Annotated in this window: 23 protein-coding genes and 1 pseudogene; 11 read left to right on the top strand and 13 right to left on the bottom strand. The window is 67.4% G+C overall.

Annotated elements, in window-relative coordinates; translation table 11 throughout:
• Positions 1 to 24: 24 nt before the first annotated feature.
• The 4 genes from ACYVGS_RS03925 to ACYVGS_RS03910 are packed head-to-tail and all read left to right on the top strand — an operon-like array spanning position 25 to position 2,607.
• A complete protein-coding gene (locus tag ACYVGS_RS03925; protein ID WP_460587328.1) occupies positions 25 to 873 on the top strand; it encodes a glycosyltransferase family 2 protein in 849 nt (282 codons plus the stop codon).
• A 55-nt stretch (positions 874 to 928) separates the two neighbouring features.
• Positions 929 to 1,735, top strand: coding sequence for a hypothetical protein (locus tag ACYVGS_RS03920; RefSeq protein ID WP_460587327.1), 807 nt, complete (start codon positions 929 to 931; stop codon positions 1,733 to 1,735).
• Between the two features lie 20 nt (positions 1,736 to 1,755).
• Positions 1,756 to 2,205 carry a GNAT family N-acetyltransferase gene (locus ACYVGS_RS03915; protein ID WP_460587326.1) on the top strand — a complete coding sequence of 150 codons (450 nt, stop codon included), beginning with the start codon at positions 1,756 to 1,758 and terminating at the stop codon, positions 2,203 to 2,205.
• A gap of 9 nt (positions 2,206 to 2,214) precedes the next feature.
• Positions 2,215 to 2,607 (top strand): hypothetical protein, encoded by a 393-nt coding sequence (locus ACYVGS_RS03910; RefSeq protein WP_460587325.1) that lies wholly within the window; start codon positions 2,215 to 2,217, stop codon positions 2,605 to 2,607.
• An 81-nt stretch (positions 2,608 to 2,688) separates the two neighbouring features.
• On the opposite strand, the gene ACYVGS_RS03905 is transcribed toward ACYVGS_RS03910, so the two are convergent.
• The 7 genes and pseudogenes from ACYVGS_RS03905 to metG form a co-directional block, all read right to left on the bottom strand.
• Entirely contained in the window at positions 2,689 to 3,402 is a 714-nt protein-coding gene (locus tag ACYVGS_RS03905) for an electron transport complex subunit E (protein ID WP_460587324.1), read from the bottom strand.
• Positions 3,399 to 4,106, bottom strand: coding sequence for an electron transport complex subunit RsxG (gene rsxG / locus ACYVGS_RS03900; RefSeq protein ID WP_460587590.1), 708 nt, complete (start codon positions 4,104 to 4,106; stop codon positions 3,399 to 3,401). The genes ACYVGS_RS03905 and rsxG overlap by 4 nt, the downstream gene beginning before the upstream one ends.
• A 2-nt stretch (positions 4,107 to 4,108) precedes the next feature.
• Positions 4,109 to 5,143 carry an electron transport complex subunit RsxD gene (rsxD, locus tag ACYVGS_RS03895; protein ID WP_460587323.1) on the bottom strand — a complete coding sequence of 345 codons (1,035 nt, stop codon included), beginning with the start codon at positions 5,141 to 5,143 and terminating at the stop codon, positions 4,109 to 4,111.
• On the bottom strand, positions 5,140 to 6,861 hold the full coding sequence (gene rsxC, locus ACYVGS_RS03890) for an electron transport complex subunit RsxC (protein WP_460587322.1): 1,722 nt from the start codon (positions 6,859 to 6,861) through the stop codon (positions 5,140 to 5,142). The genes rsxD and rsxC overlap by 4 nt, the downstream gene beginning before the upstream one ends.
• Entirely contained in the window at positions 6,858 to 7,475 is a 618-nt protein-coding gene (rsxB, locus tag ACYVGS_RS03885; RefSeq protein WP_460587321.1) for an electron transport complex subunit RsxB, read from the bottom strand. Before rsxB ends, rsxC begins: the two co-directional genes overlap by 4 nt.
• Before the next feature lie 3 nt (positions 7,476 to 7,478).
• Positions 7,479 to 8,057 (bottom strand): electron transport complex subunit A, encoded by a 579-nt coding sequence (gene rsxA, locus ACYVGS_RS03880; RefSeq protein ID WP_460587320.1) that lies wholly within the window; start codon positions 8,055 to 8,057, stop codon positions 7,479 to 7,481.
• A 117-nt stretch (positions 8,058 to 8,174) separates the two neighbouring features.
• Positions 8,175 to 9,824 (bottom strand): annotated as a pseudogene (gene metG / locus ACYVGS_RS03875) (methionine--tRNA ligase); the annotation flags it as partial.
• Between the two features lie 161 nt (positions 9,825 to 9,985).
• Between metG and apbC the strand changes: the two are divergent.
• Both apbC and dcd read left to right on the top strand, forming a co-directional pair.
• On the top strand, positions 9,986 to 10,804 hold the full coding sequence (gene apbC, locus ACYVGS_RS03870; protein WP_460587319.1) for an Mrp/NBP35 family ATP-binding protein: 819 nt from the start codon (positions 9,986 to 9,988) through the stop codon (positions 10,802 to 10,804).
• Between the two features lie 16 nt (positions 10,805 to 10,820).
• Positions 10,821 to 11,387: a dCTP deaminase gene (gene dcd, locus ACYVGS_RS03865; protein WP_460587318.1), complete on the top strand. Its 567-nt coding sequence runs from the start codon at positions 10,821 to 10,823 to the stop codon at positions 11,385 to 11,387.
• 96 nt (positions 11,388 to 11,483) lie between these two features.
• On the opposite strand, the gene ACYVGS_RS03860 is transcribed toward dcd, so the two are convergent.
• From ACYVGS_RS03860 to purM, 3 genes are read right to left on the bottom strand one after another with little or no spacing between them, the layout of a single operon-like run.
• Positions 11,484 to 12,311 carry a DUF3108 domain-containing protein gene (locus ACYVGS_RS03860; protein WP_460587317.1) on the bottom strand — a complete coding sequence of 276 codons (828 nt, stop codon included), beginning with the start codon at positions 12,309 to 12,311 and terminating at the stop codon, positions 11,484 to 11,486.
• Positions 12,247 to 12,924 (bottom strand): phosphoribosylglycinamide formyltransferase, encoded by a 678-nt coding sequence (gene purN, locus ACYVGS_RS03855; protein WP_460587316.1) that lies wholly within the window; start codon positions 12,922 to 12,924, stop codon positions 12,247 to 12,249. Before purN ends, ACYVGS_RS03860 begins: the two co-directional genes overlap by 65 nt.
• Entirely contained in the window at positions 12,921 to 13,961 is a 1,041-nt protein-coding gene (gene purM / locus ACYVGS_RS03850; RefSeq protein WP_460587315.1) for a phosphoribosylformylglycinamidine cyclo-ligase, read from the bottom strand. The genes purN and purM overlap by 4 nt, the downstream gene beginning before the upstream one ends.
• 127 nt (positions 13,962 to 14,088) lie before the next feature.
• On the opposite strand from purM, the gene ACYVGS_RS03845 reads away from it, so the two are divergent.
• From ACYVGS_RS03845 to ACYVGS_RS03835, 3 genes are all read left to right on the top strand, one after another.
• Positions 14,089 to 15,132 carry a DUF2066 domain-containing protein gene (locus ACYVGS_RS03845; RefSeq protein WP_460587314.1) on the top strand — a complete coding sequence of 348 codons (1,044 nt, stop codon included), beginning with the start codon at positions 14,089 to 14,091 and terminating at the stop codon, positions 15,130 to 15,132.
• Positions 15,132 to 15,845 (top strand): DnaA regulatory inactivator Hda, encoded by a 714-nt coding sequence (gene hda, locus ACYVGS_RS03840; RefSeq protein ID WP_460587313.1) that lies wholly within the window; start codon positions 15,132 to 15,134, stop codon positions 15,843 to 15,845. The genes ACYVGS_RS03845 and hda overlap by 1 nt, the downstream gene beginning before the upstream one ends.
• A gap of 198 nt (positions 15,846 to 16,043) precedes the next feature.
• On the top strand, positions 16,044 to 17,066 hold the full coding sequence (locus ACYVGS_RS03835) for an OmpA family protein (protein ID WP_460587312.1): 1,023 nt from the start codon (positions 16,044 to 16,046) through the stop codon (positions 17,064 to 17,066).
• A 72-nt stretch (positions 17,067 to 17,138) separates the two neighbouring features.
• On the opposite strand, the gene ACYVGS_RS03830 is transcribed toward ACYVGS_RS03835, so the two are convergent.
• From ACYVGS_RS03830 to ACYVGS_RS03820, 3 genes are read right to left on the bottom strand one after another with little or no spacing between them, the layout of a single operon-like run.
• Entirely contained in the window at positions 17,139 to 17,909 is a 771-nt protein-coding gene (locus ACYVGS_RS03830) for a nitrilase family protein (protein WP_460587311.1), read from the bottom strand.
• Positions 17,897 to 19,039 carry a pyridoxal phosphate-dependent aspartate aminotransferase family protein gene (locus ACYVGS_RS03825; protein ID WP_460587310.1) on the bottom strand — a complete coding sequence of 381 codons (1,143 nt, stop codon included), beginning with the start codon at positions 19,037 to 19,039 and terminating at the stop codon, positions 17,897 to 17,899. The genes ACYVGS_RS03830 and ACYVGS_RS03825 overlap by 13 nt, the downstream gene beginning before the upstream one ends.
• A complete protein-coding gene (locus ACYVGS_RS03820; RefSeq protein ID WP_460587309.1) occupies positions 19,036 to 19,521 on the bottom strand; it encodes an Lrp/AsnC family transcriptional regulator in 486 nt (161 codons plus the stop codon). The genes ACYVGS_RS03825 and ACYVGS_RS03820 overlap by 4 nt, the downstream gene beginning before the upstream one ends.
• Before the next feature lie 131 nt (positions 19,522 to 19,652).
• On the opposite strand from ACYVGS_RS03820, the gene ACYVGS_RS03815 reads away from it, so the two are divergent.
• Both ACYVGS_RS03815 and ACYVGS_RS03810 read left to right on the top strand, forming a co-directional pair.
• A complete protein-coding gene (locus ACYVGS_RS03815) occupies positions 19,653 to 23,153 on the top strand; it encodes an indolepyruvate ferredoxin oxidoreductase family protein (RefSeq protein ID WP_460587308.1) in 3,501 nt (1,166 codons plus the stop codon).
• A gap of 19 nt (positions 23,154 to 23,172) precedes the next feature.
• Positions 23,173 to 24,234: a Glu/Leu/Phe/Val family dehydrogenase gene (locus ACYVGS_RS03810; protein ID WP_460587307.1), complete on the top strand. Its 1,062-nt coding sequence runs from the start codon at positions 23,173 to 23,175 to the stop codon at positions 24,232 to 24,234.
• The last annotated feature ends 48 nt before the right edge of the window (positions 24,235 to 24,282 follow it).

Raw genomic sequence — 24,282 nt, 5'->3', positions numbered from 1 at the left:
GGTGGCGTGATAATATCCCGCTCCATGACGCCAGCCCCCCCCTATCTTCCTCCACTGACGGTTTCCGTGGTCCTGTATCACAGCGACCTGGCGCGCCTGCTGGCGACCCTCGACAGCCTGGCGGTGGCGGCAGAGCGCGCGGCCAAGCGCCTGGGCCCGGTGTGCCTGCGGCTGCGGGATCAGTCGGAGGACAATCATTACCACCAGCAGTTGCTGGCGAGCCTGGCCAAGCGTGACTGGGCGGCCAGCGGGATCGACCTGGCGCCGGTCGGCCGCGGTGAGAATCGCGGTTACGGCGCCGGTCACAATGCGCTGCTGGGAAATGCGGGCGAGGGTCTGTGCCTGGTACTGAACCCGGATGTGGAGTTGTGCCCGGACGCCCTGTGCCGGGCCCTCGATGGCTTCGAGGGGTATCCCGATGCGGTCCTGATCTGCCCGCGGGGTGAGGATGGCGCGGGCCAGCCAGCCCATCTGGCGAAGACCTATCCAAGCGTGCTGGTGCTGGCCCTGCGCGCGGTGGCGCCAGCCTGGCTGCGGGCGTGCTTCCGCGGGCCATTGGCGCGCTATGCGCGACACGACCTCGAAACTGCGGAGGTGCCGCAAGCGGTGGTGCTGGCCAGTGGTTGTTTCATGTTGCTGCGGGCGCCGGCGCTGGCGGCGGTGGGGGGGTTCGACGAGGACTATTTCCTCTATTTCGAGGACTACGACCTGTCCTTGCGCCTGGCTGACCAGGGCACGCTGCTCTACGCGCCAGCGGTGCGGATTCGTCACCACGGTGGCGAGAGTGCAGGCAAGGGCTGGCGCCATCGCGCCTGGTTCCTGCGCTCCGCCTGGCGCTTCTTTCAAAGCCACGGCTGGCGCTGGTGGTCGTGACCGGCGCTGGGCAATCTCTGCTAGACTGGCGCCAGTTACCACTGGCCAATTGACCATGTCCGCCGCCCGAGAGTATTACAAACACGCCTGTCTTGACGCCCTTGGCATGCCGCTGCTGGTGGCGCGCCGCCCGCTGCCCGGTGCAGCGCCCAGTCGCCCGCGTCTGCCGGCTGTGGCGCGCGGGCCGGCCCAGTCAGTGCCGCCTGCCACCGGCCACCCCGCGCCGCGGGGCTCGGCACCGGTGAGCCTGCGGCAGGCGGGTAGCGCCGCGCCCGCAGCGACGCCACGTCCGGGTGATGCCGCGGCTCCGGCGCAAACCTCGCCAGGGCAGCAGCGGGGGCGTGTGGGGGTGCCTGAATCGGCCACATCCCCGGCGCCGGAAACTCCCGCTGCTCCTGCCCGCGATGAGGCCGCGATACCGGCACCCCTGGCGGCGAAACCGGTGCGCTTCTCCCTGGCGATAGTGCATTCCGCGGACTTCCTGTGGCTGGAGACCCTGGCGGCGGCGGGGCTGTCCGGCCCGCAGCGGCAGTTGCTGGCCGGCATGGCCGCGGCGGTCGAGGGGCAGGCCCCCGAGTTGCGGGAGACCCCCTTCGATTGGCCTCTGCACGACAACCCGCAGCTGGACCGCAGTGCCGCGGCCGCCGCTGCCGCGCTGGACGGCTTTCTCCAGCGCCTCCTGGCAGAGCGGCCCTGCCGCGGGATCTGCCTTTTGGGTGACGATGCGCCGCTCGGGCTGGTCGCGGAGGGGGTCGGTGCCCCCCTGCTGCGCCTGCCTTCGACCCGCGCCATGCTGGAGGCCCCCCTGCACAAACGCGAGGCCTGGCGAGTGCTGGCGCCCCTGCGCGCCGCGCAGGCGTGAATCCGCCGGAGCCTTCCGGGGTGCAGCTACGTTTCGCGACGCCCGATGATGCGGTGGCACTCGCCGACCTGGATCGGCGTGCCGGCCCCTGGCCCTGGCCAGCTGCCCACTATCAGGTGCCTTGTCGGGGAACTGATCCCGCCCAGGGTCGGGTGTTGCTGCTGGAAGGGACAACGGGGCCGCTTGCGGCCGTTGTCTACAGCCGCGTGCTGGAACTGGGCGAAATTCAGAATGTGATATCCGACCCGGGGCACCGCCGCCTGGGGCTGGCTCGCCGCCTGCTTTCCGAGGTGCTGGCGCAGTTGCGCATCGAGGGGGCGGAGCGTTGCCTGCTGGAGGTGCGCGCCTCGAATGGACCGGCGATTGCGCTCTATCGCCGCTGCGGTTTCGTCGAGGACGGCCGCCGGCGCAACTATTACCCCTTGGGCAGTGGGCGCGAAGACGCCCTGCTCATGTCACTGCCATTGTAAGGAGAGACCGTGACTGTTCTGGAAACCGAGTGGTGGAGCATGGCCCTGGCCCCGGAATGGTGGGCGGAAATGGAGGACGACACCGTGGTGGTCGGCGACGAGGATGGTGTCGGCTGCCTCGAGTTCAGCACTGTGCTCAAGGCGTCGGGAACCTTCAGTGACGCCGAGCTGCGCGACATCGCCGCCGCCGAGTCACCCGCGGTGAAGGGCTGGCGCCCGGTGGAGCGGGGCGATTTTTCCGGCGTCGAGGCGAGCTTCCTGGAGGACGGCATCGCCGTGCGCGAGTGGTACCTGGCCGCGGGGGAGGCGCTGCTCTTTATCAGCTACAGTTGTGAAGCCGAGAACCGCGGTATGGATGACGCCGCGGTGGACGCTCTGCTGGATACCCTGGCGCGCGCCTGAACGCCGCCGGCGCCGGACCGGGTTTCGCCGCCGCGGGCGTGGCAGCCGGCAGGGCTGGCTCTGGGGGTGATCCTGCGAAGGTCAGCTGATGGTGCCGGTAACACGCACCCGCTTGGAGCCGCTGGCCGGGGCTGCCCGCAGGGCCGCGCGCCGCCGCTCGATGCGGGCATCGATCAGGTGTTTGATGGCAATCAGCAGGCCGGTAAAGATGAAGGCGCCGGGGGGCAGGATCGCCAGCAGGAAGGCCTGGTAGTCCTGCACCAGAACCACCTCCCAGGCGGCAGCTCCGGCCCCGAAAAGCAGGTCCATATCGGAGAACAGGCGCCCGGTGCCCAGGGCCTCGCGCAGTGCGCCGAGCACCAGCAGCACGGCACCGAAGCCCAGACCCATCAGTAGGCCATCACTCAGCGCCGGCAGCACCGGCTGCTTGCGGGCAAAGCCATCGGCGCGCCCCAGGATCACGCAGTTGGTGGTGATCAGGGGCAGGAAGATACCGAGGATCTGGTACAGCTCGTAGGCATAGGCCTGCATCAGCAGCTCGGTGCCGGTCACCGCCGCGGCGATGATCATCACGAACACCGGCAGCCGGACGGTGTCCGGCACCACCGAGCGAATCAGCGAGACGGTGGCGTTGGAGGTGACCAGCACGAAGGTGGTGGCCACCGCCAGCCCCAGGGCATTGACCACGCTGCTGGTGACCGCCAGCAGCGGGCACAGGCCCAGCAGCTGGACCAGGGCGGGGTTGTTCTTCCACAGGCCGTTGACGGCGATGTCGGTGTAACTGGGGGTACTCATGAGCGGGCTCCCGGTTCAGCGGGCGGGCGGGTGCTGTTGCCGGCCCCGGTCCGCGCGGGACTGCCTTCCGGCGGTGTCGCGCCATCCGGCTTGGCGAACAGGCGGTCGCGGTTCTCCTGCACGAAGACCAGTGCGCGGCGGGTGGCGGCCACCACGGCGCGTGGGGTGATGGTGGCGCCGGTAAACTGGTCGAAAACACCGCCATCCTTGCGCACCGCCCAGCCTTCAGCGGGCGGGTTACCCAGGGAGCGGTCGCGGAAACTGTGGATCCAGTCGGATTTGCCGGGATCGACCTTGTCACCCAGGCCCGGCGTCTCCCGGTGGCTGAGGGCGCGCACGCCACTGATACGGCCGTCGGCCCGCACCCCGACAATCAATTCGATGTCACCACTGTAGCCGTCCCGCGCCACCACCGGCACCACCACGGCGGTGGTTTTGCCATCGCGCCGGGCCAGCCACAGCTGGCGGTCCTGACGCAGGCCCAGCCCCGGGGTGGCGGCGGGCAGGGGCAAGGTATCCTCCAGCATGCGGTTGTCGTGCAGGTCGGATGGGACCACCTCCAGCAGGGCGCGTTCTTCGGCGCGGCGTTTCTGTTCGGCGATCTCGTCCCGGGTCAGCTGCCAGGTGCCCGCCACCACCGTGGCGGTAACCAGGGCGAACAGGCCCAGCAGCAGACCGTTGCGGGTGATCGACTGGCCCAGCAGGTTCATGCGTCCTCCCTCGCCGGGGGCGTGTGCCCGTAGGTCCGCGGCTGGGTGTAGTGATCGATGAAGGGAGCGCAGAGGTTGGCAATCAGTACCGCGAAGGCCACGGCGTCGGGGTAGTTGCCCCAGGCCCGGATCAGGTAGACCAGAATGCCGATCAGGGCGCCGAAGACCAGCCGGCCGCGGACCGAGACCGCCGAGGAAACGGGGTCGGTGATGATGAAGAAGGCGCCCAGCATGGTGGCGCCGCTCAGCAGGTGGAACAGGGGCGAGCCGCCGCTGGCGGAGCTGCCACCGTCATAGAACAGGGCCGCCATCAGGGCCAGGCTGGCGAGGAAGGCGACCGGGGCGTGCCAGGTGAAAATCCGCCGGTAGAGCAGCCACAGGCCGCCGGCCAGGAAGGCCAGGTTGGCCCACTCCCAGCCAATGCCGGCCCAGCGGCCAAACTGCGGTGCCTGTGCCCACAGGTCTTCCATCATCAGCCCGCTGTTCTGGCGCAACACATCCAGGGGCGTGGCCATGGTGACGGCGTCGAACTGGCCCGGCAGGAAGCAGGCGCGCAGGGCGTTGAGCAGCCCGGGCACGTCTTCGGTCAACCCCCGGGGCGGCGCCCAGCTGGTCATCTGCACCGGAAAGGAGATCAGCAGCACCACATAGCCGACCATGGCCGGGTTGAAGGGGTTGTAACCGAGCCCCCCGTAGAGGTGCTTGGCCATCAGGATCGCCGAGGCGACACCGATGGCGATCAGCCACCAGGGGGCGTAGGGGGGCAGGGCGATGCCCAGCAGCAGGGCGGTGACCAGGGCGCTGCAGTCGCCGAGATAGAAGCCCAGGGGGCGCTTGCGCAGCCACAGGGCCAGGCTCTCGCAGGCCACTGCGACCACCGCGGCCCAGAGGATATTGACCAGGGTGCCGAAGCCGAAGAATACGGTGAGGACGAAGACGCCGGGGAGGCTGGCCAGCAGCACCTGCTGCATGACCCGCTGGGTACTGTTGGGCCCGTGGGCGTGGGGGGAACTGACCCGTAACAGCTTCACGCGGTGGGCTCCTCGAGGCTGGCCAGTTTTTCCTCCAGTTTTTTCACCGAGGCCTCCAGGGCCGTGACGATCTTGTCTTCCTCACCGGCGGCACGGGCATCGGCCAGGCGTTTCTGCATCTTGGCCAGCTTGGCCTCCGCGGCCTGTCGCGCGGCGGCGGCCTTTTCCTCGGGGGAAGCCTCGGGAGCCTGCTGCTGCGCGGCCTTCTTGGCCTGGGCGCGGGCAATCGCCGCCTGGATGGGGTCTTCGCCCCCCTCTGCAGCGGCGGCCTGGGCGCGCTTCTCGGCGGCCTGTTTGCGGGCAGCGCGCTTGGCTTCGCGCTCCGCCTCTTCGCGTTCCAGGCGGGCCTGGCGCGCCTCGAAACGCAGCCGCGAATGCTCGGCCTTTTCGTGGTCACGGCGCTGCTGGATGATGTCCGCCTTGGCTGCCCGGTAGTACTGCACCAGGGGAATGTGGCTGGGGCAGACCCAGGCACAGGCACCGCACTCGATACAGTCGAACAGGTTGTGCTGCTCCAGCTTCTCGCTTTCCTTGCCGCGGGCAAACCAGAACAGCTGCTGGGGCAGTAGGCTGGCCGGGCAGGCTTCCGCGCACAGGCCGCAGCGGATGCAGGCCTGGGCCGGGGGCGGCGATGGCAGTTCCTTTTCCGTGGGCACCAGCAAGCAGTTGCTGGTCTTGATCACCGGTGCCTCCGGGTGGGTCACCGTGAAGCCCATCATCGGGCCGCCCATTACCAGGCGGCCGCTGCTGGCGGGGTCCCAGCCGGCCTGCTCCAGCAGATAGTGCATGGGGGTGCCCAGCAGGACCTCGAAGTTGCCGGGGCGAGCCACGGCCTCGCCGGTCACGGTGGTGATCCGGGAGATCAGGGGACGGCCGTGTACCACGGCGTCGCGCACGGCGACTGCGGTGCCGACATTCTGGCAGACAATGCCGATATCCGCCGGCAGCCCGCCGCTGGGCACCTGGCGACCGGTAAGGATTTCGATCAGCTGCTTCTCGCCGCCCGAGGGGTACTTGGTGGGAAAGACCACGACCTCCACCGGCTGATCGCCGATGGCGTGGCGCAGGGCCTCGATGGCCTCGGGCTTGTTGTCCTCCAGGCCGATCAGGACCTCCCGCGGGCGCAGAATGTGTCGCAGCACGGCGACGCCCTCGAGAATGTCCGCCGCGCGCTCGCGCATCAGGCTGTCATCGGCGGTGATGTAGGGTTCGCACTCGGTGCCGTTGATGATCAGCGTGTCGATGTGGTGGTGGATGCCCGAGGTGAGCTTGACCGCGGTGGGAAAGCCGGCGCCGCCCATGCCGGCGATGCCGGCGTCGCGGATGCGCTCGAGCAGTGCCGGCGCCTCCAGCTCACGGTAGTCCGCGGGGGGAGGCGGCAGCTCCGCCCAGCGGTCTTGGCCGTCGCATTCCAGCACGATGCAGGGTGCGCTCAGGCCCGAGGGGTGGGGCACCGGGCGCTCTTCAATGGCGCTGACAGTGCCCGAGGTGGGCGCATGCACGGGGGCGCTGACCAGTGACGAGGCGGCGGCCAGCAGCTGTCCTTTCAAAACCTGCTCGCCGGGGCGGACCACCGGTGCCGCCGCCGCGCCGGTGTGCTGCGACAGCGGCAGGACCAGCTCCCGGGGGATGCCCGCGGAACGGATCGGCTCACTCAGGGACTGGTGCTTGTTCTCCGGCGGATGGATGCCGCCGTGGAAGTCGAACAGTTTTCTCATGCCGCGGCCTGCTTCGGATTGGCGTCGGTGGCGATGATCTCGACGTTGCGACTGGCCAGCTGCGGCAGCTCCCAGTGCCAGGCGCCGAGACCCGAGGCGGCGGGCAGCATGTCGATGCAGTCTACCGGGCAGGGCTCGACGCAGAGGTCGCAGCCGGTGCATTCACTGGCGATCACCGTGTGCATCTGCTTGGCGGCACCCAGGATCGCGTCCACCGGACAGGCCTGAACACACTTGGTGCAGCCGATGCACTCGTCCTCGCGGATGTAGGCTACCTTGCGCTCGCTTTCCTCGCCGTGCTCGGCGTCCAGGGGCAGCGGCTCGACATCCAGCAGGTCCGCCAGGGCCTGGATGCCGGCTTCGCCCCCCGGCGGGCACTGGTTGATCTCGGCCTCGCCGGCGGCGATGGCCTCGGCGTAGGGCCGGCAGCCGGGGTAGCCGCACTGACCGCACTGGGTCTGGGGCAGGATGCTGTTGATCTGCTCGACCACCGGGTTGCCTTCGGTGCGAAAACGCACTGCGGCATAGCCGAGAAGCGCGCCGAAAGGCAGGCCCAGGCCGGCGAGGGCCAGCAGGGCGGCAAGCAGGGGCTGTTGGGCGATGAACTCGGCCATGTCTCAGACCAGCCCCGCGAAGCCCATGAAGGCCAGTGCCATCAGGCCCGCGGTGATCATGCCGATGGCGGGGCCCTGGAAGGGCACCGGGACGTCCGCCACTGCCAGGCGCTCACGCATGGCGGCGAACAGGACCAGTACCAGGGAAAAACCCACCGCGGCGCCAAAGCCGTAGAACAGGGCCTGCAGGAAGTTGTGCTCCTTGTTGATATTGAGCAGGGCCACGCCGAGCACCGCGCAGTTGGTGGTGATCAGGGGCAGGTAGACCCCGAGCACCCGGTGCAGCAGCGGGCTGCTCTTGCGCACCACCATCTCGGTAAACTGCACCACCACCGCGATCACCAGGATAAAGGAGATGGTGCGCAGGTATTCCAGGCCGAGGGGCTCCAGCAGCAGATGGTAGGTCAGGTTGCTGCAGGCGGAGGCCAGGGTGAGCACGAAGGTGGTGGCCATCGACATGCCCATGGCGGTCTCCAGTTTGTTGGAGACACCCATGAAAGGGCACAGGCCGAGGAACTGGACCAGAACGAAGTTGTTGACCAGGATGGCGCTGATCAGCAGTACGGAGTAGTCAGCGAGCACGTCGCCCCGCCCTCGAGTCGTGGGTTGAGGAAAGCCGCCATGGTAAGCAGTTGGCCGGCGCGGGACAACTGCGCCTTGGCGATAAGCTTATAACCCGCGCCATGCTCAGGCGCGGGTTTCTTCGGCGCTCTCTGCCAGCATGGCGTCGATGCTCGCGGGGTCGACCCGGGTCATCAGCGGCTGGAAGGGCGCCAGGGTGTGCTCGAGCAAGGCACCCCGCTGCAGGGCATCCCAGTTCAGGCGGTCGTTGAGGAAACCCTCGGCTTTTTCCGCCATCGCCGGCAGCACCGGCTTCAGGTAGACCATCAGCACCCGGAACAGGTTGACCCCCTGGCTGCAGATGGCGTGGACTTCGGCCTCGCGGCCCGCTTCCTTCGCCAGTACCCAGGGCTTCTGTTCGTCGATGTACTGGTTGGCGCGGTCGGCCAGGGCGACGATGGCGCGGATGGCGCGACCGAACTCCCGCTGCTCGTAGAAGCCGGCGATGGCGTCGCCTTGGTCGATGAAGTCCTGCAGCAGCTCCGGGCGCGGCAGCTCGGCGCTGGTGGTGTTGTCGAAGCGCTTCTTCAGGAAGCCCGCGCAGCGGCTGGCGATGTTGACGATCTTGCCCACCACATCGGAGTTGACCCGCTGTACGAAGTCTTCCAGGTTGAGGTCGATATCGTCCACCGCGCCGCTCAGCTTGGCGGCGAAGTAGTAGCGCAGGTACTCCGGATCCAGGTGGCGCAGGTAGGTGCCGGCCTTGATGAAGGTGCCGCGGCTCTTGGACATCTTGGTGCCGTTGACGGTGAGAAAGCCGTGGGCATAGATGGCGGTCGGGGTGCGCAGGCCGGCGGAGTGCAGCATGGCGGGCCAGAACAGGCCGTGGAAATTGATGATGTCCTTGCCGATGAAGTGGTAGAGCTCGACATCGCTGCCGGCCTGCCAGTAGCGGTCGAAGTCCAGGCCATGCTGCCGGCTGTAGTGCTGGAAGCTGGCGATGTAGCCGATCGGCGCGTCGAGCCAGACGTAGAAATACTTGCCGGGCTCGCCGGGAATTTCAAAGCCGAAGTAGGGGGCGTCGCGGCTGATGTCCCACTCGTGCAGGCCGGCGTCGGTCCACTCGCGCAGCTTGTTGGCGATTTGCGGCTGCAGGGTGCCGGAGCCAATCCACTCCACCAGCATGTCTGCCAGCGCCGGCAGGGTGAAGAAGAAGTGGGTGGACTCCTTCTGCACCGGGCGGGCGCCGGAGATGGCGGAAACCGGATCGATCAGTTCCGCCGGGGTGTAGGTGGCGCCGCAGGCTTCGCAGTTGTCGCCGTACTGGTCCGGGGTCTTGCACACGGGACAGCTGCCCTTGATGAAGCGGTCGGCGAGGAACAGCTCGCGCTCGGGGTCAAAGGCCTGCACGATGTCGCGAGTGGCGATATGGCCATTGGCCTTCAGGCGCCCGTAGATCTCCTCGCTCCAGTGGCGGTTTTCCTCGGAGTGGGTGCTGTAGTAGTTGTCGAAGCCGATCAGGAAGCCGGCGCTGTCCGCTTCGTGCTCCGCCTTGACCCGGGCAATCTGCTCCTCGGGCGTGATGCCCTGCTTTTCGGCCGTGAGCATGATGGCGGTGCCGTGGGCATCGTCAGCGCAGACATAGAGGCAGTCGTGGCCGCGGGATTTCTGGAAGCGCACCCAGATATCGGTCTGCACCTGTTCCAACAGGTGGCCGAGGTGCAGCGAGCCGTTGGCGTAGGGCAGGGCGCTGGTGACGAGGATCGTGCGTTTGCCGTGGTCAGCCATGGTTGGCAGGTTCCGTGTCCGGGAAAAAAGGGGCGGTATCATACCGTTTTTGCCCGGGGGTTTCACGACGCCGGTCATCTGCCTATACTGGCGCGCTTCGTGCCGGCATTCCCCCGCCGGTGATCAGGCTTCGGCAACCCGGGAGGGCGCTGTACCCCGTCATGAACAGGATCAAGCACATCATCGCCATCGCCTCCGGCAAGGGTGGCGTGGGTAAATCCACCACCGCGGTCAATCTGGCTCTGGCGCTGCGCGCCGAGGGGCTCGAGGTGGGCCTGCTGGATGCGGACATCTACGGCCCCAGCCAGCAGAAAATGCTGGGCATCGAGCAGGGCGTCAAGCCCGAGCAGAAGGACGGCCAGTGGCTGCTGCCGATCGAGGCCCACGGTCTCAAGACCATGTCCATGGGCTTCCTGGCCAGCGAGCGCACCCCAATGGTCTGGCGCGGCCCGATGGCCGGCGGCGCCCTGGTACAGATGCTGGAGCAGACCCTGTGGGGTGAGCTCGATGTGCTGGTGATCGACATGCCCCCCGGTACCGGCGACATCCAGTTGACGCTGTCCCAGAAGGCTACCGTGGCCGGGGCGGTGATTGTCACCACGCCCCAGGACATCGCCCTGCTGGATGCGCGCAAGGGCATCGAGATGTTCAACAAGGTCAATGTGCCGATCCTCGGCATTATCGAGAACATGGCGGTGCACATCTGCAGCCAGTGCGGCCACGCCGAGCACATCTTCGGCAATGCCGGCGGCGAACGGGTGGCGAGTGACTACGGCGTCGAGCTGCTGGCGAGCCTGCCCCTGGCGCTGTCGATCCGCGAGCAGACCGATTCCGGCAACCCCACCGTGGTGGCGGCCCCGGATTCCCCCGAGGCCGGGCTCTATCGGGATGCCGCCCGCAAGGTCCGCGCCGCCCTGGAGCAGGCGGAAGGCCCCGGCGGTGTGCGCCAGTTCCCCAATATTTCCATCAGCGACGATTGACAGGAGAAGCGCCGCCGTGAGTATCAAGTCCGACCGCTGGATCCGTCGCATGGCCGCCGAGCACGGCATGATCGAGCCCTTCGAGCCCGGCCAGGTGCGCCACCAGAATGGGCAGCGTCTGATTTCCTACGGGACTTCCAGCTACGGCTACGACGTGCGCTGCTCGGACCACTTCAAGGTTTTCACCAACATCAACTCGGCTACCGTGGATCCCAAGGCCTTCGACGAAAACAGCTTCGTCGATGTGCGCGGGGATGTCTGCGTGATTCCGCCGAACTCCTTCGCCCTTGCCGTGACGGTCGAATACTTCCGCATCCCGCGCAACGTGCTGACCATCTGCCTGGGCAAGTCCACCTATGCGCGCTGCGGTATCATTGTCAACGTGACGCCACTGGAGCCGGAGTGGGAGGGGCACGTGACCCTGGAGTTTTCCAATACCACGACCCTGCCGGCCAAGATTTACGCCAACGAAGGCGTCGCGCAGATGCTGTTCTTCGAGTCGGATGAGGTCTGCGAGACCAGCTATGCGGATCGCGGGGGCAAGTACCAGGGGCAGCGCGGGGTCACCCTGCCGCGCACCTGAGGCTGTGTCGCCGGGGGCGGCCGTGGGCCGCCCCGCGGAGCGCTCCGGAAGGCTTGCGGCAAGCGTTGCAGCGGTCTGGGCGGCTCGCAGCCAGGGTCAGAGGGCTTCTGCGTCGGCCTCAAGCGCTTTGCCGTCGATGCTGCCGGCGCTGATGATCATCTCCACCGGCTTGTCGTCCTCGACGTGAATGGTCTTGACGATCAGGTAGTCCCAGGCCGGGGCCAGCCAGATATCCGATTCGCGCTCCGGGTCATCGTGGAGGCGCTCGAAGTGCAGGGTATTGACCGGGCCCAGGGGGGTGTCCAGAACTTCGTCCGCCACGTAAGTCAGTTCATAGTCCTTCACCCGCTTGCCGTCGGCGATGCTCACGCTAACGGTCTGGCGCGGTTCGTCCCGCTGCAGGAGGTCGAGGCGCACCTGCTCCTGCTGGCTCAGGCGGTCCAGGGTGCCCGGACTGTAGGGCAGTTCGTACCACTCTTCCTTGTACAGGCTGCGCACCACATCGCTGCCGGGGGTGAAGTGGACTTCCCGGCGGCGGTTGATCAGGCCGGTGCCCTGGTAGATGTAGGAGCGGGGCTGGATGTGACCCGCCTCGACGCGGAACACGGCGACCTCGTGCAGCCCCACCACCAGCAGGCTGCCGCCGTTGGTCAGGGTGTAGCTGCCCTCGTCATCGCGCTTCAGTTCGCGGTCCAGGGTCACGCTCATGCCGCGGGCCGAGGTGCGGTAGGCCGCCTTGTAGGGCTTGAGCAGGGCGGCAGTCGCCGACGCGGATGCGGCTTCGCTCGCACCTGAGGTGTCTCCCGCCCGGGCTGCCCCCGCCTGCAGGCTCAGCCCGACCAGCAGGGCGCTGCACAGGCTAAGCAGGGGTGAGCGCATCATCCGGCCGGAAGAGAATGCCGCTGGCAGGTATCTTTTGGCCATCGAGAAATGCTCCGTCTTGTGTCAGTGTCAGCCTGCCCTCGAGGAACCAGCGTGCCGCCAGTGGGTAGATCTGGTGTTCCTCGCGGACCACGCGGGCGGCCAGGCTGTCGGCGTCGTCGCCGGGCTGAACCGGCACCCGCGCCTGCAGCACGGGGGGGCCACCGTCGAGCTCGGGGGTGACAAAGTGCACCGTGGCACCGGCCTCGCGGTCGCCGGCCTCCAGCGCCCGCTGGTGGGTGTTCAGCCCCGGGTACTTTGGCAGCAGTGAGGGATGAATGTTCAACAGTCGGCCAAAAAAGGGCTCGATAAACACCGGCGTGAGGATGCGCATGAAGCCCGCGAGGATCACCAGGTCGGGCTCCCGCGGCGCCAGGCAGGCGACCAGGGCGGCATCGAAGGCTTCGCGGCTGGGATAGTCGCGGTGCTCGATGCAGGCCGTGGGCAGGCCCGCCGACTGCGCGGTCTGCAGGCCGGCGGCATCGGCGCGATTGCTCAGCACCAGGCAGATCTCGGCATTCAGGCGGCCGTCGCCGCAGGCTTCGATGAAGGCCTGCATGTTGGAGCCGCGGCCGGAAATCAGCACCGCGATCCTGGCGGGTGCTCCGCGGCTCACGGAGCCAGATCCACGCCGCGCTCGCCGGCGACAATCTCGCCCAGGCGCCAGGCCTGCAGGCCCTCTTCGCCGAGCAGCGCCAGGGCCTGCTCCAGGTCCTGGTGACCGACGCAAACCACCATGCCCACGCCGCAGTTGAAGGTGCGGTACATTTCCGCAGTTGCCACATTGCCCTGCTCCTGTAGCCAGCGGAACACCGCCGGCCACTGCCAGCTGGCAGTATCCACCACCGCGCGGCAGCCTTCGGGCAGTACCCGGGGCAGGTTCTCGGGCAGGCCGCCGCCGGTGACGTGGCACAGGGCCTTCACCGGTACCGACTGGAACAGCTTGAGCAGCGGCTTGACGTAGATGGCGGTGGGCTCAAGGAGGGTCTCGCCGAGGCTGCGGCCCTCGAGCTGCAGGTCCAGATCCGCCTGGCTGACCTCGAGAATCTTGCGAATCAGCGAGTAGCCATTGCTGTGCGGGCCGCTGCTGGCGATCGCGAGGAGCTGGTCGCCTTCGCGCACCCGGCTGCCGTCAATAATCTGGTCTTTTTCCACCACGCCGACACAGAAGCCGGCGAGGTCGTAGTCCTCACCCTCGTACATGCCGGGCATTTCCGCGGTTTCACCGCCGACCAGGGCGCAGCCGGCGAGTTCGCAGCCGCGGCCGATGCCGGTGATGACATCCGCCGCGGTATCCACCTCGAGGGCGCCGGTGGCGTAGTAGTCGAGGAAGAACAGGGGTTCGGCCCCGGCAACCACCAGGTCGTTGACACACATGGCCACCAGGTCGATGCCGATGGTGTCGTGCTTGCGCAGCTGCATGGCCAGGCGCAGCTTGGTGCCCACGCCATCGGTGCCGGACACCAGCACCGGCTGGCGGTAGCCGGCGGGGATTTCGCACAGGGCCCCGAAGCCACCCAGGCCGCCCAGCACCTCCGGGCGATGGGTGCGGCGGGATACGCCCTTGATGCGTTCCACCAGGGCATTGCCGGCATCGATGTTCACGCCGGCGTCCCGGTAACTGAGGGAGTTCCCCTCCTGGTTTGTCGTCATGGCTGTCTCGGTCAGATCTGCTGGGCCGGCTATTCTACTGGTAAACCCCGCCCGCTTCATCCGACTGGCAATTTTCACGCGGTGGACTGGTACAATGCCCGCACGCCATTGCCCCGGGAGGCTGCCCGTGCCCCATCGACTGTTACTGCTGCTGTGCTGGCTGCTGTTGGCGGCATCCCTGCCGTTGCGTGCGGCGGAGCAGGTGCAGGACCTCTATGCCAGCGCGGTAGCGGTCGCGGACCGCGGTGCCCCAGCGCTTGAGGAGGCAGCCCGGCAGGCCCTGGAAGAGGTCTTGATCAAAACCTCGGGGAGCGATTCGGCACTCGCCGCGCCGGCCGTGGAGGCCGCCCTGCAGCGCGCCCGCGAGCTGATGCTGCAATACTCCTATGTCCGCCTCGACGGTGGGGATGGTCTGGCCGCCCGTATCGAATTCGATCCGCCCCAGATCCGGGCGCTGCTGGCGGAGGCGGGGGCGCCCTTGTGGACGGCCAACCGGCCCACGGTATTGATCTGGCTGGTGGAGGAAACCCCCGATGGCAGGCGCTTTGTCACCCGCGAGAACAATCCCGCCCTGGCGGAGGCGCTGATCCGGGGCTTCCAGCGGCGCGGCGTGCCGGCGCGGTTTCCCCTGCTGGACCTGGCGGATACGGCGGCGCTGCCGGCGGACATGGCCTGGCAGCTGCCGGCCTCGCGCCTGCAGTCGGCGGCGGCGCGCTACGGCGTGAATGACCTGCTGGCCGGGCGCCTCGCCACCGTCAGCGCCGGAGACTACCTGGGCGACCTGGTCTATCTGTCCTCGGCGGGCCGCGTGGGGCGGGCCGTGAGTCCCGGCAGCCCCGAGGCCCTGGCCGCGGCGGGCGTGGACCTGGTGGTCGAGGCGCTAGCCGCCCGCTATGCCGTGGCCGCTTCCAGTGCGGCGGCCGACGCCGTGCTGCTCGAGGTGTCGGGGGTGCAGAGTTACGCCGACTACGCGGCGCTGCTCAACTGGATCGAGGGGCTGGAGCTGGTAGCGCGAGTGGATGTGACTGCTGTGGCGGGCGAGCAGCTCGAGTTGCGGCTGCACAGCGGCGCCTCGGTGGAGAGCCTGGCTGACATTCTCGGCCTGAATGCCAACCTGGTGGCGGCCGCGGCGCCCGAGCCGGGTCGCCTGAGCTATCGCTGGCGCCGCTGATGGCCGCCGTCGATCAAGACCAGCTGGCACTCGGTGTGCAGCTCCGCGACGATGCGACCTGGGGCAATTTCTTGCCACTTCCGGGTCAAGCCGCTGTGCTCGCGGCCATTCGCGCGCAGCTGGGTGAGAGCGGGGAACCGGTACTTTTTCTCCACGGTGGCGCCGACGCGGGCAAGTCGCATCTGCTCCAGGCCGCCTGCCTGGATGCCGATGGGCAGGGCCTGTATTTGCCCCTGCGAGAACTGGCAGCCCACAGGCCCGAAGAGCTGCTCCAGGGCCTGGAGTCGATGCCGCTGCTGTGCCTGGACGACCTGCAGGCGGTCGCCGGGCAACGCGACTGGGAGCTGGCGCTGTTTCACCTTTTCAACCGCTGCCGGGAGAGCGGCGCGCGGTGGCTGGCCAGCGGGCGCCAACCGCCGCGGGAGCTTGCGCTGACCTTGCCCGATCTGGAATCGCGCCTCGGCTGGGGGCCGGTGTTCGCCCTGGCCGCGCCCGACGATCAGCGCCGGCAGGCCATTCTGCAGCACCGGGCGCGCTGCCGCGGCCTGGACATGCCCCAGGAAGTGGCCCGCTACCTGGTCACCCATACCTCGCGCGCCCTGGATCGTCTGCTCGACCTGCTGGACGCCCTGGACCGCCGCTCCCTGCAGGCCCAGCGGGGCCTGACCATCCCCTTCGTGCGGCAGATCCTGCAGGAGCCCGAGCTGGACTGAGCGCCCGCACGACGTGCGCGGCAAATTGTCAGTATTTGCGCTTTAATAACTTGCAGTGAGGCAAGTATGCGTTAGGCTGCGAGCAAGAATTCATGCCTGGGTAACGGTTGCGAGGGGCGCGTCGTCCGCGCTTCCCAATGGTGTGGCCGGATCTCCGGGGCGAGGTTTTCAATGTGTTCACGACAGGAGTGTGATGCCATGAAGAAAAGGATGTTAGCGGGCCTGGGGGCTCTGGTCACCGCGGCCAGCCTGGCGATGCCGGCGGGTGCCGAGGTGCCGATTACCCTGAATGCCGGTTTCACTCAGTGGGGCTTCGACGGCGACCGTCGTCTGGAAGACGACGTCACGCCCTGGCTCGGCCTGGAGTACGCCATCTCCGACCAGTGGGCCGCGGAAATCTTCTATTCCGAGGATGACGTCGACCGCGACGGCAGCCCCTTCACCGCCGAGGTCACCACCTGGCAGGTGGGCGCACTGTACTACGGCGGCAGCTATATCGGTGAAGGCAACCGGGTGCGTCCCTTCGCGTCCATGGGCCTGGGTGAGCTGGACCTCGACTACGGCGTTGCCGACAGCGTCGAGACCACGGCCCACGCCGGTGCCGGTCTGCGCTGGATGCTGACCCCGCGCTTCGGTGCCCGGGTCGAGGCGCGTCTGCTGCACAGCCTCGACGAAGGCGAGAACGACTTTCTCTTCAATGCCGGTGTGAACTACTACTTTGGCAAGGTTTCCGCGCCGGCAGCTGCCGCGCCGGCGGCACCGGTCGATAGCGATGGCGACGGCGTGGTTGACGGTCGCGACAAGTGCCCGGGTACGCCCGCGGGGACCCGCGTGGATGCCGATGGCTGCCCGCTGCCGGTGGAGAAGATCGCCTCGATCAAGCTCAAGGTGAACTTTGACTTCGATTCCACCGAAGTGAAGGAGCGCTATTTCTCGGATATCCGCGAGCTGGCGGAATTCCTCAAGCGCTTTAATGACCTGCAGGTGGAAGTCGAGGGCCACACCGACAGCATCGGTCCCGAGGCCTATAACCAGGGGCTCTCCGAGCGCCGCGCCAAGGCCGTGGTCGAGCTGCTGGTCAATCAGCACGGCATCACCGCATCGCGCCTGAAGCCGGTGGGTTACGGTGAGTCGCGGCCAGTGGCCAGCAACGACACCAAGGCCGGCCGTGCCGAGAACCGCCGCGTGATGGCCACTCTCGAGGTGGAATACACCGACTGACCGCAGCGCCGGCGCCACTGAGTCATCAGGGCGCCGGTATCGGGAGCCCTCTGCCTGGCATTGCCGCCACTGTCACCCCAGGGTGAAGGCGTCGGCATCCAGGTGGCAGGGGAAGCGCTCCCGGTAATCTTCCAGAGCGGCGCCGCTCAGCACCAGGCTGACGGCGCCGTTGTCGTTTTCCAGGTCCGCCAGAATCTCGCCGTCGGCAGCAATCGCCAGGCTGTCACCGCTGTAATCGAGACCGCGGGCGTCGCTGCCGATGCAGTTGACTCCCGCCACGCAGGCCTGATTCTCGATCGCTCGCGCCAGTAGCAGGGCGCGCCAGTGCAGGCGCCGGGCGGCGGGCCAGTTGGCGACATAGAGCGCCAGGTCGTAGTCCTCGCGATTGCGACTGAAGACCGGAAAGCGCAGGTCGTAGCAGACCTGCAGCAGGATTCGCCAGCCGCGCCAGGCGACGATGACGCGCTCTTCGCCGGCGGCGTAGCGCTTGTGCTCGCCGGCCATGCGAAACAGGTGGCGCTTGTCGTAGACGGTGACCTTTTCGGGTGTGGCGAAGAGCATGCGGTTGAATACGCCGCCGTCGGCCCGCACGGCGATGCTGCCGGCCACCGCGCAGTCGCGCTCCCGGGCCAGGGCCTGCATCCACTGCTCGGTCTCGCCGCCGGGCTCCTCGGCGTTAGCCAGGGCATTCATGGAAAATCCGGTGGTAAACATCTCCGGCAGCACCACCAGGTCGCTGCGTCGAGGGTGCTGCGCCAGCAGCGCCTCGATGTGCTGGCGGTTATCCGCCGGTGCTTCCCAGGCCAGCTCGGTCTGCACCAGGGTCAGGGTCAAATCCCGCATAGTCGCTCCGCGGCCTCCAGCAGCTGTTCATCCCGCTTGGCGAAACAGAAACGCAGCAAGCGCTGATCGGGGGCCTGTTGGTAAAAGGGTGAGAGAGGTATCGAAGCGATACCGTACTCCCGGGTCCACCGTTCGCACAAGTCCCGGTCGGGGCGTGAATCGATGGCACTGTAGTCCAGCAGCTGGAAATACGAACCCGCCGCGGGCCTCAGGCGAAAGCGCGAGCCCGCCAGTGCATCGCAGAACAGGTCGCGGCGGCGCTGGTAGTCGGTCGCCAGTTGCAGTGGGTAGTCCGGTTCCGCCTGCATGAAATCGGCCAGGGCCTGCTGTACCGGTGTCACCCCGACAAAACAGACGAACTGGTGGACTTTGCGCAGGGCCTCGGTGAGTCGCGGCGGCGCCACGCAGTAGCCGGTCTTCCAGCCGGTCACACCGAAGGTCTTGCCGAAGGAAAAGACCGCAAAGCTGCGCGCACGCAGGGCCGGGAACTGCAGCACGCTGTGATGCGCGCGACCGTCGTAGACCAGGTATTCGTAGACCTCGTCGCTGATCACCAGCAGGTCGTGGCGCTCGGCCAGGTCCTGCAGCGCCAGCAGGTCATCCCGCTCCAGTACCGCCCCGCTGGGGTTGTGGGGCGAGTTGATCACCAGCAGGCGGGTACGGCAGTCGATGGCGGCCTCGATCCGCTCCCAGTCGGGGGCAAAGCTGCCGGCCTGGAGGGGAACGCGGAGGCAGTGGCCGCCGCTCAGGGTCACCGCCGGCGCGTAGCTGTCGTAGCAGGGATCGAGCAGGATCACCCCGTCACCGGGGTTGATGCTTGCGGTAATGGCGCAGTAGATGGCTTCGGTGGCTCCCGGCAGGATGGTTACTTCGCTGTCGGGATCGCAACTGACATTGCGGTGGCGCAGGAGTTGCGCTGCCACCGCCTCGCGCAGCGCCGGCAGGCCGGCCATGGGCGCGTACTGGTTGTGTCCCTCGACGGCGTGACGGGCCAGGGCCTGGCGCAGGGCCAGGGGGGCGGGGAAGTCGGGAAAGCCCTGGGACAGGTTGATGGCTCCCACCTCGGCGGCCAGCGCCGACATCCGGGTGAAAATGGTGGTGCCCACGCCGGGCAGTTTGTCGGGTATCACGGCTCGCGATCCATCAGCTGCGTGTCCAGGGGCAGCTCGCTGCTGTTCTTGATTTCCGTGACCGCCATGTGCGAGTGCAGTTCCCGGATGTCCGGGGTGGCGGTCAGGGTGTTGCGCACGAAATCTTCGTAGTGGCGAATGTCCCGGGTGACGATCTTCAACAGATAGTCCCAGATGCCCGCCATGGTATAGCACTCGACCACTTCCGGGTGGCGCACGATCTCCTCCTCGAAGCGCTGCAGGTTCTGGCGGCCGGTGGCGGTCAGGTTGACGGTGGCGAAGACCACCACTTCCATGCCCAGCCGGCTGCGGTCGAGCAGAGCGACCCGGCCGCGAATCACGCCGGACTCCTCCAGGCGGTGGATGCGCCGCCAGCAGGGCGATTGGGACAGATTGATGTGCGAGGCGATCTCGGCGGTGCTGATGGTGGCATCCCGCTGCAGCAGTTTGAGGATCTCGACATCCTGTCTGGAAATATTCATGCATTTACCTGCCGATTTTAGACATATTCCTGCATAAATTAGTCTTTCCGCTGCGAAATCGCCAGGGAAATCACATAACAATACCTATACTTTTGGGTAACAATCTTGCCGAATTCTCGGGAGTCAGTGCCATGGGTACGGATAACAGCAAGGCCATTCGCAGGATTTCCCTCGACGACAAGTATGCGCTGGATGCCACTCGCGCCTACATGACCGGTATCGAGGCGCTGGTGCGGCTGCCCATGCTGCAGCACCAGCGCGACCAGCGCGCGGGCCTGAATACCGCGGGCTTCATCTCCGGTTACCGCGGCTCGCCCCTGGGGGGTGTGGACCAGGCGCTTTGGCACGCCGAGCCCTGGCTACAGAAGCACAATATCCACTTCCAGCCGGGGCTCAATGAGGATCTGGCGGCCACCGCGGTATGGGGCAGCCAGCAGACCAACCTGTTCGAGGGCGCGCGCTACGACGGGGTGTTTGCCATGTGGTATGGCAAGGGCCCGGGCGTCGATCGCAGCATGGACGTGATCAAGCACGCCAACGCCTTTGGCACCTCCCGCTACGGCGGGGTGCTCGCGGTGGCCGGCGACGACCACGCCTGCAAGTCCTCCACCCTGCCGCACCAGAGCGAGCACATGTTCATCGGTGCCTCGGTGCCGGTACTGGCCCCCGCCAATGTGCAGGAGGTTCTCGACCTCGGTGTGTTCGGCTGGGAGCTGTCCCGCTATACCGGCTGCTGGGTGGCCTTGAAGGCAATCACCGAGAACATGGATTCGGCGATCTCCGCCGACATCGACCCCAACCGCGTACAGATCGTGCTGCCCGAGGACTTCGAGCTGCCCGCGGATGGCGTCCACGCCCGCTGGCCGGACAAGCCCTTGGAGCAGGAGCGACGGCTGAACAAGTACAAGATTTACGCGGCCCGGGAGTTCGCCCGGGTCAACGGCCTGAACCGCGTGGTTCTCGACAGCCCGAACGCCCGCTTCGGCATCATCACCACCGGCAAGGCCTACCTGGATGTGATGCAGGCCCTGGAAGACATGGGCATCGACGAGGCGGTGGCCGCGGAAATCGGCCTGCGGGTCTACAAGGTGGGCATGCCCTGGCCCCTGGAGCCGCGCACCACCCACGAATTTGCCGAGGGGCTGGACGAGATCCTGGTGGTGGAGGAGAAGCGCTCGATCATCGAGGACCAGCTCACCAGCCAGCTCTACAACTACCCGGTTGCCGCGCGCCCGCGGGTGTTCGGGGAGTTCGACGAGGAAGGCCGCGATCTGCTGCCCAACCTGGGGGAGCTGACGCCGGCGATGGTGGCGCTGGCGATTGCTTCGCGGGTGCGGCGCTTCTACCAGTCGCCGACCATGGACGAGCGCATCCGCTGGATCGAGCAGAAGGAACAGTCCCTGGCGCGCCCGCGGGAAATCATCGAGCGGGTGCCCCACTATTGCTCCGGCTGCCCCCACAACACCTCCACCAAAGTGCCCGAGGGCAGCCGCGCCCTGGGTGGCATCGGCTGTCACTACATGGCCACCTGGATGCCCGACCGGCATACCCACACCTTTTCCCAGATGGGCGGTGAAGGGGCTACCTGGATCGGCCAGGCACCGTTCACCGACACACAGCACGTGTTCCAGAATCTGGGCGACGGCACCTATTTCCATTCCGGCATCCTGGCCATTCGCGCCGCGGTGGCCGCCGGCGTGAACATTACCTACAAGATTCTCTACAACGACGCGGTGGCGATGACCGGGGGCCAGCCCATCGACGGGACCCTGACGGTGGCGGACGTGCTGCGCCAGGTCTCGGCGGAGGGTGTGCAGCGGATTGCCCTGGTCAGCGATCACCCGGAGGCCTGGAGCGGCGATTTCCACGGCATCCCGGGCTACAGCCTGCATCACCGCGATGAGATGGAGGCACTGCAGTGTCAGCTGCGGGAATTCCGCGGCACCTCGGTGATCGTCTATGTGCAGACCTGCGCCGCGGAGAAGCGGCGCCGGCGCAAGAAGGGACAGATGGAGGACCCGGCCAAGCGGGTCTTCATCAACTCGGAGGTCTGTGAAGGCTGTGGCGACTGTAGCGTACAGTCCAACTGCCTGTCGGTGATCCCGAAGGAGACCGAGCTGGGCCGCAAGCGGCAGATCGAACAGAGCTCCTGCAACAAGGATTACAGCTGCGTGAAGGGCTTCTGCCCCAGTTTCGTGACCGTGCTCGGCGGTCAGCTTCGCAAGCCCGAAGGCGCCGACAGCGAGGCCCACACACTCTTCGACCCGTTGCCGGAACCAAATTTGCCCGCCCTCGACCGGCCCTGGAATACCGTAGTGACCGGGGTGGGGGGCACGGGTGTGCTCACCGTGGCCGCCCTGGTGGCGATGGCTGCGCATATCGAAGGCAAGGGCTGCGCCACGATGAACCAGACCGGCCTGGCGCAGAAATTCGGCGCCGTGGTCAGCCACGTGCGGGTCAGCGCCAGCCAGGAGGACATCAAGGCCGTGCGCATTCCCGCGGGTGAGGCGGACCTGTTGCTGGGGGCCGACCTGGTAGTGACCAGCAGCTACGAGTCCCTGGGCAAGGCGGCCCTGGGGCGCACCCACGCGGTGGTCAACAGCGCCGAGGTGCCGACCTCCGCCTTTATCCTCGACCCGGATGCAAAATTCCCCACCGCGTCGATGGAGGACAAGATCCGCGACGAGGTCGGTGAAGCGGGGACCTTCTTTATCGAGGCCACGCGCATTGCCACACAGCTGATGGGCGACGCCATTGCGGCCAATCTTTTTCTGCTCGGCTACGCCTGGCAGCAGGGCCTGGTGCCGGTCTCCGCCGAGGCCCTGGACCGGGCCATCGAGCTCAACCGGGTGGCGGTGGACTTCAACCGCCAGGCCTTCCTCTGGGGCCGCCGCTGCGCCCACCAGCCGGAGCGGGTGATGCAGCTGGTGGATGAGCTGGCACCGCCGCCGGCGCCGCGCCTGCAGGGCCTGGACGAGATTGTCGCTGACCGCGTGCGCCGCCTCACCGATTACCAGGACGCCGCCTGGGCCGAGCGCTACCGCGCGGCGGTCGAGCGCGTGCGCGCCGTCGACCCCCACGCCGGGCAGCACGACTCCCTGAGCATTGCCGTGGCTCGCAATCTCTACAAGCTGATGAGCTACAAGGACGAGTACGAAGTGGCTCGCCTGTATACCAGTGGTGAATTCCAGCGGCAGCTACAGCAGCAGTTCACCGGCGATTACGAGTTGCGCTTCAACCTGGCGCCGCCGCTGTTCAGCAAGCGTGACCCGCATACCGGTCATCTGCTCAAGCGTGAATTCGGGCCCTGGATGTTCCGGGCCTTCCAGTGGCTGGCGAAACTGCGCCGACTGCGCGGCACTGCCTTCGACCTGTTTGGTCGCACCGAGGAGCGCCGCCGTGAGCGGCAGGATATCGAGGAATACCTGGCTCTGCTGGACGAGCTGCTGCCGGCCCTGAAGGAAAGCAACTACGCGGTGGCCTGCAACCTCGCGGTGCTGCCCTCCCGGCTGCGGGGTTTCGGCCACATCAAGGACCGCAATCGCGAGCAGGTCAACGCCCTGCGCGAGCGCCTGTTGCGCGACTTCCACGGCGACGACCCGGCGCCCGTGGCCTTTGTGAATGCTGCCTGAGCCCTGCGAGAGGTGTGACATGAGTGTGTTTTCCCATCCCGATTTCGACAGCCACGAACTGGTGGTCTTCGGTGCCGATGCGGCGAGTGGTTTGCGCGCCATCATTGCCGTTCACGACACCACCCTGGGTCCCGGCGTGGGCGGTTGCCGCATGTACCCCTACGCCAGCGACGAGGCGGCACTGATGGATGTGCTGCGCCTGTCCCGGGGCATGACCTACAAGTCGGCCCTGGCCGGCCTGCCCCTGGGCGGCGGCAAGTCGGTGATTGTCGGCGATCCCCGCAAGGACAAGTCACCGGCCCTGCTGCGGGCCATGGGCGCCTTTATCGACTCCCTCGGCGGGCGCTATGTGGCGGCGGAGGATTCCGGCACGGCGCCGGCGGACCTCGCCGTGATGGCCGAGCGCACTCGACACGTCAGTGGCCTGGCGGCGCAGGATCATGCCGGGGATCCCTCGCCGAGTACCGCCCGCGGGGTTTTTCTCGGTATTCGCACCGCCGTGCGGCACCGCCTCGGCGCGGACAGCTGTGCCGGCCTGCGGGTGGCAGTACAGGGCCTGGGTCACGTGGGTTTCCGCCTGGCGGAGCTGCTGTGCGAGGATGGAGCCACGGTGTATGGCGCCGATGTACATGCGGAGAATGTCGAGCGGGCGCGGCGGGAACTCGGCGTGCAGGTGGTGGACCCCCGGGATATTCTCAGTCTGGACGTGGATGTCCTGGCCCCCTGCGCCCTGGGTGGTGTGCTCAACGCGCAGAGCATCCCGGCCCTGCGCGCCGGGATTGTCGCGGGTGCCGCTAACAACCAGTTGTCCACCCCGGCGGACGGCGCGCGCCTGGCGCAGCGGGGCATACTCTACTGCCCGGATTTCCTGATCAACGCCGGTGGCATCATCGACGTGCACTACCAGCGCAGTGGCCTTGACCGCAGCGGGCTGCCGGCGCATATCCAGCGCATCCAGGATAATCTCGAGGAAGTCCTGCGCCGCGCCGACAGCGAGCAGCGGCCGACCGACGAGCTGGCGGAAGCGCTGGCGCGGGAGTACCTGCAGCCGGGTGCGGCGCCGCTACGGGCCACGGCCTGAGGGCCACCGCCGGGTGCGGTGGAGGGCGCTGAGCCGTCCGTGTCGCCG

The sequence above is a fragment of the Haliea atlantica genome (assembly GCF_054779855.1).
Note: the sequence above shows the minus strand (reverse complement) of the source record. Positions and strands in the feature narration are given on the sequence as shown.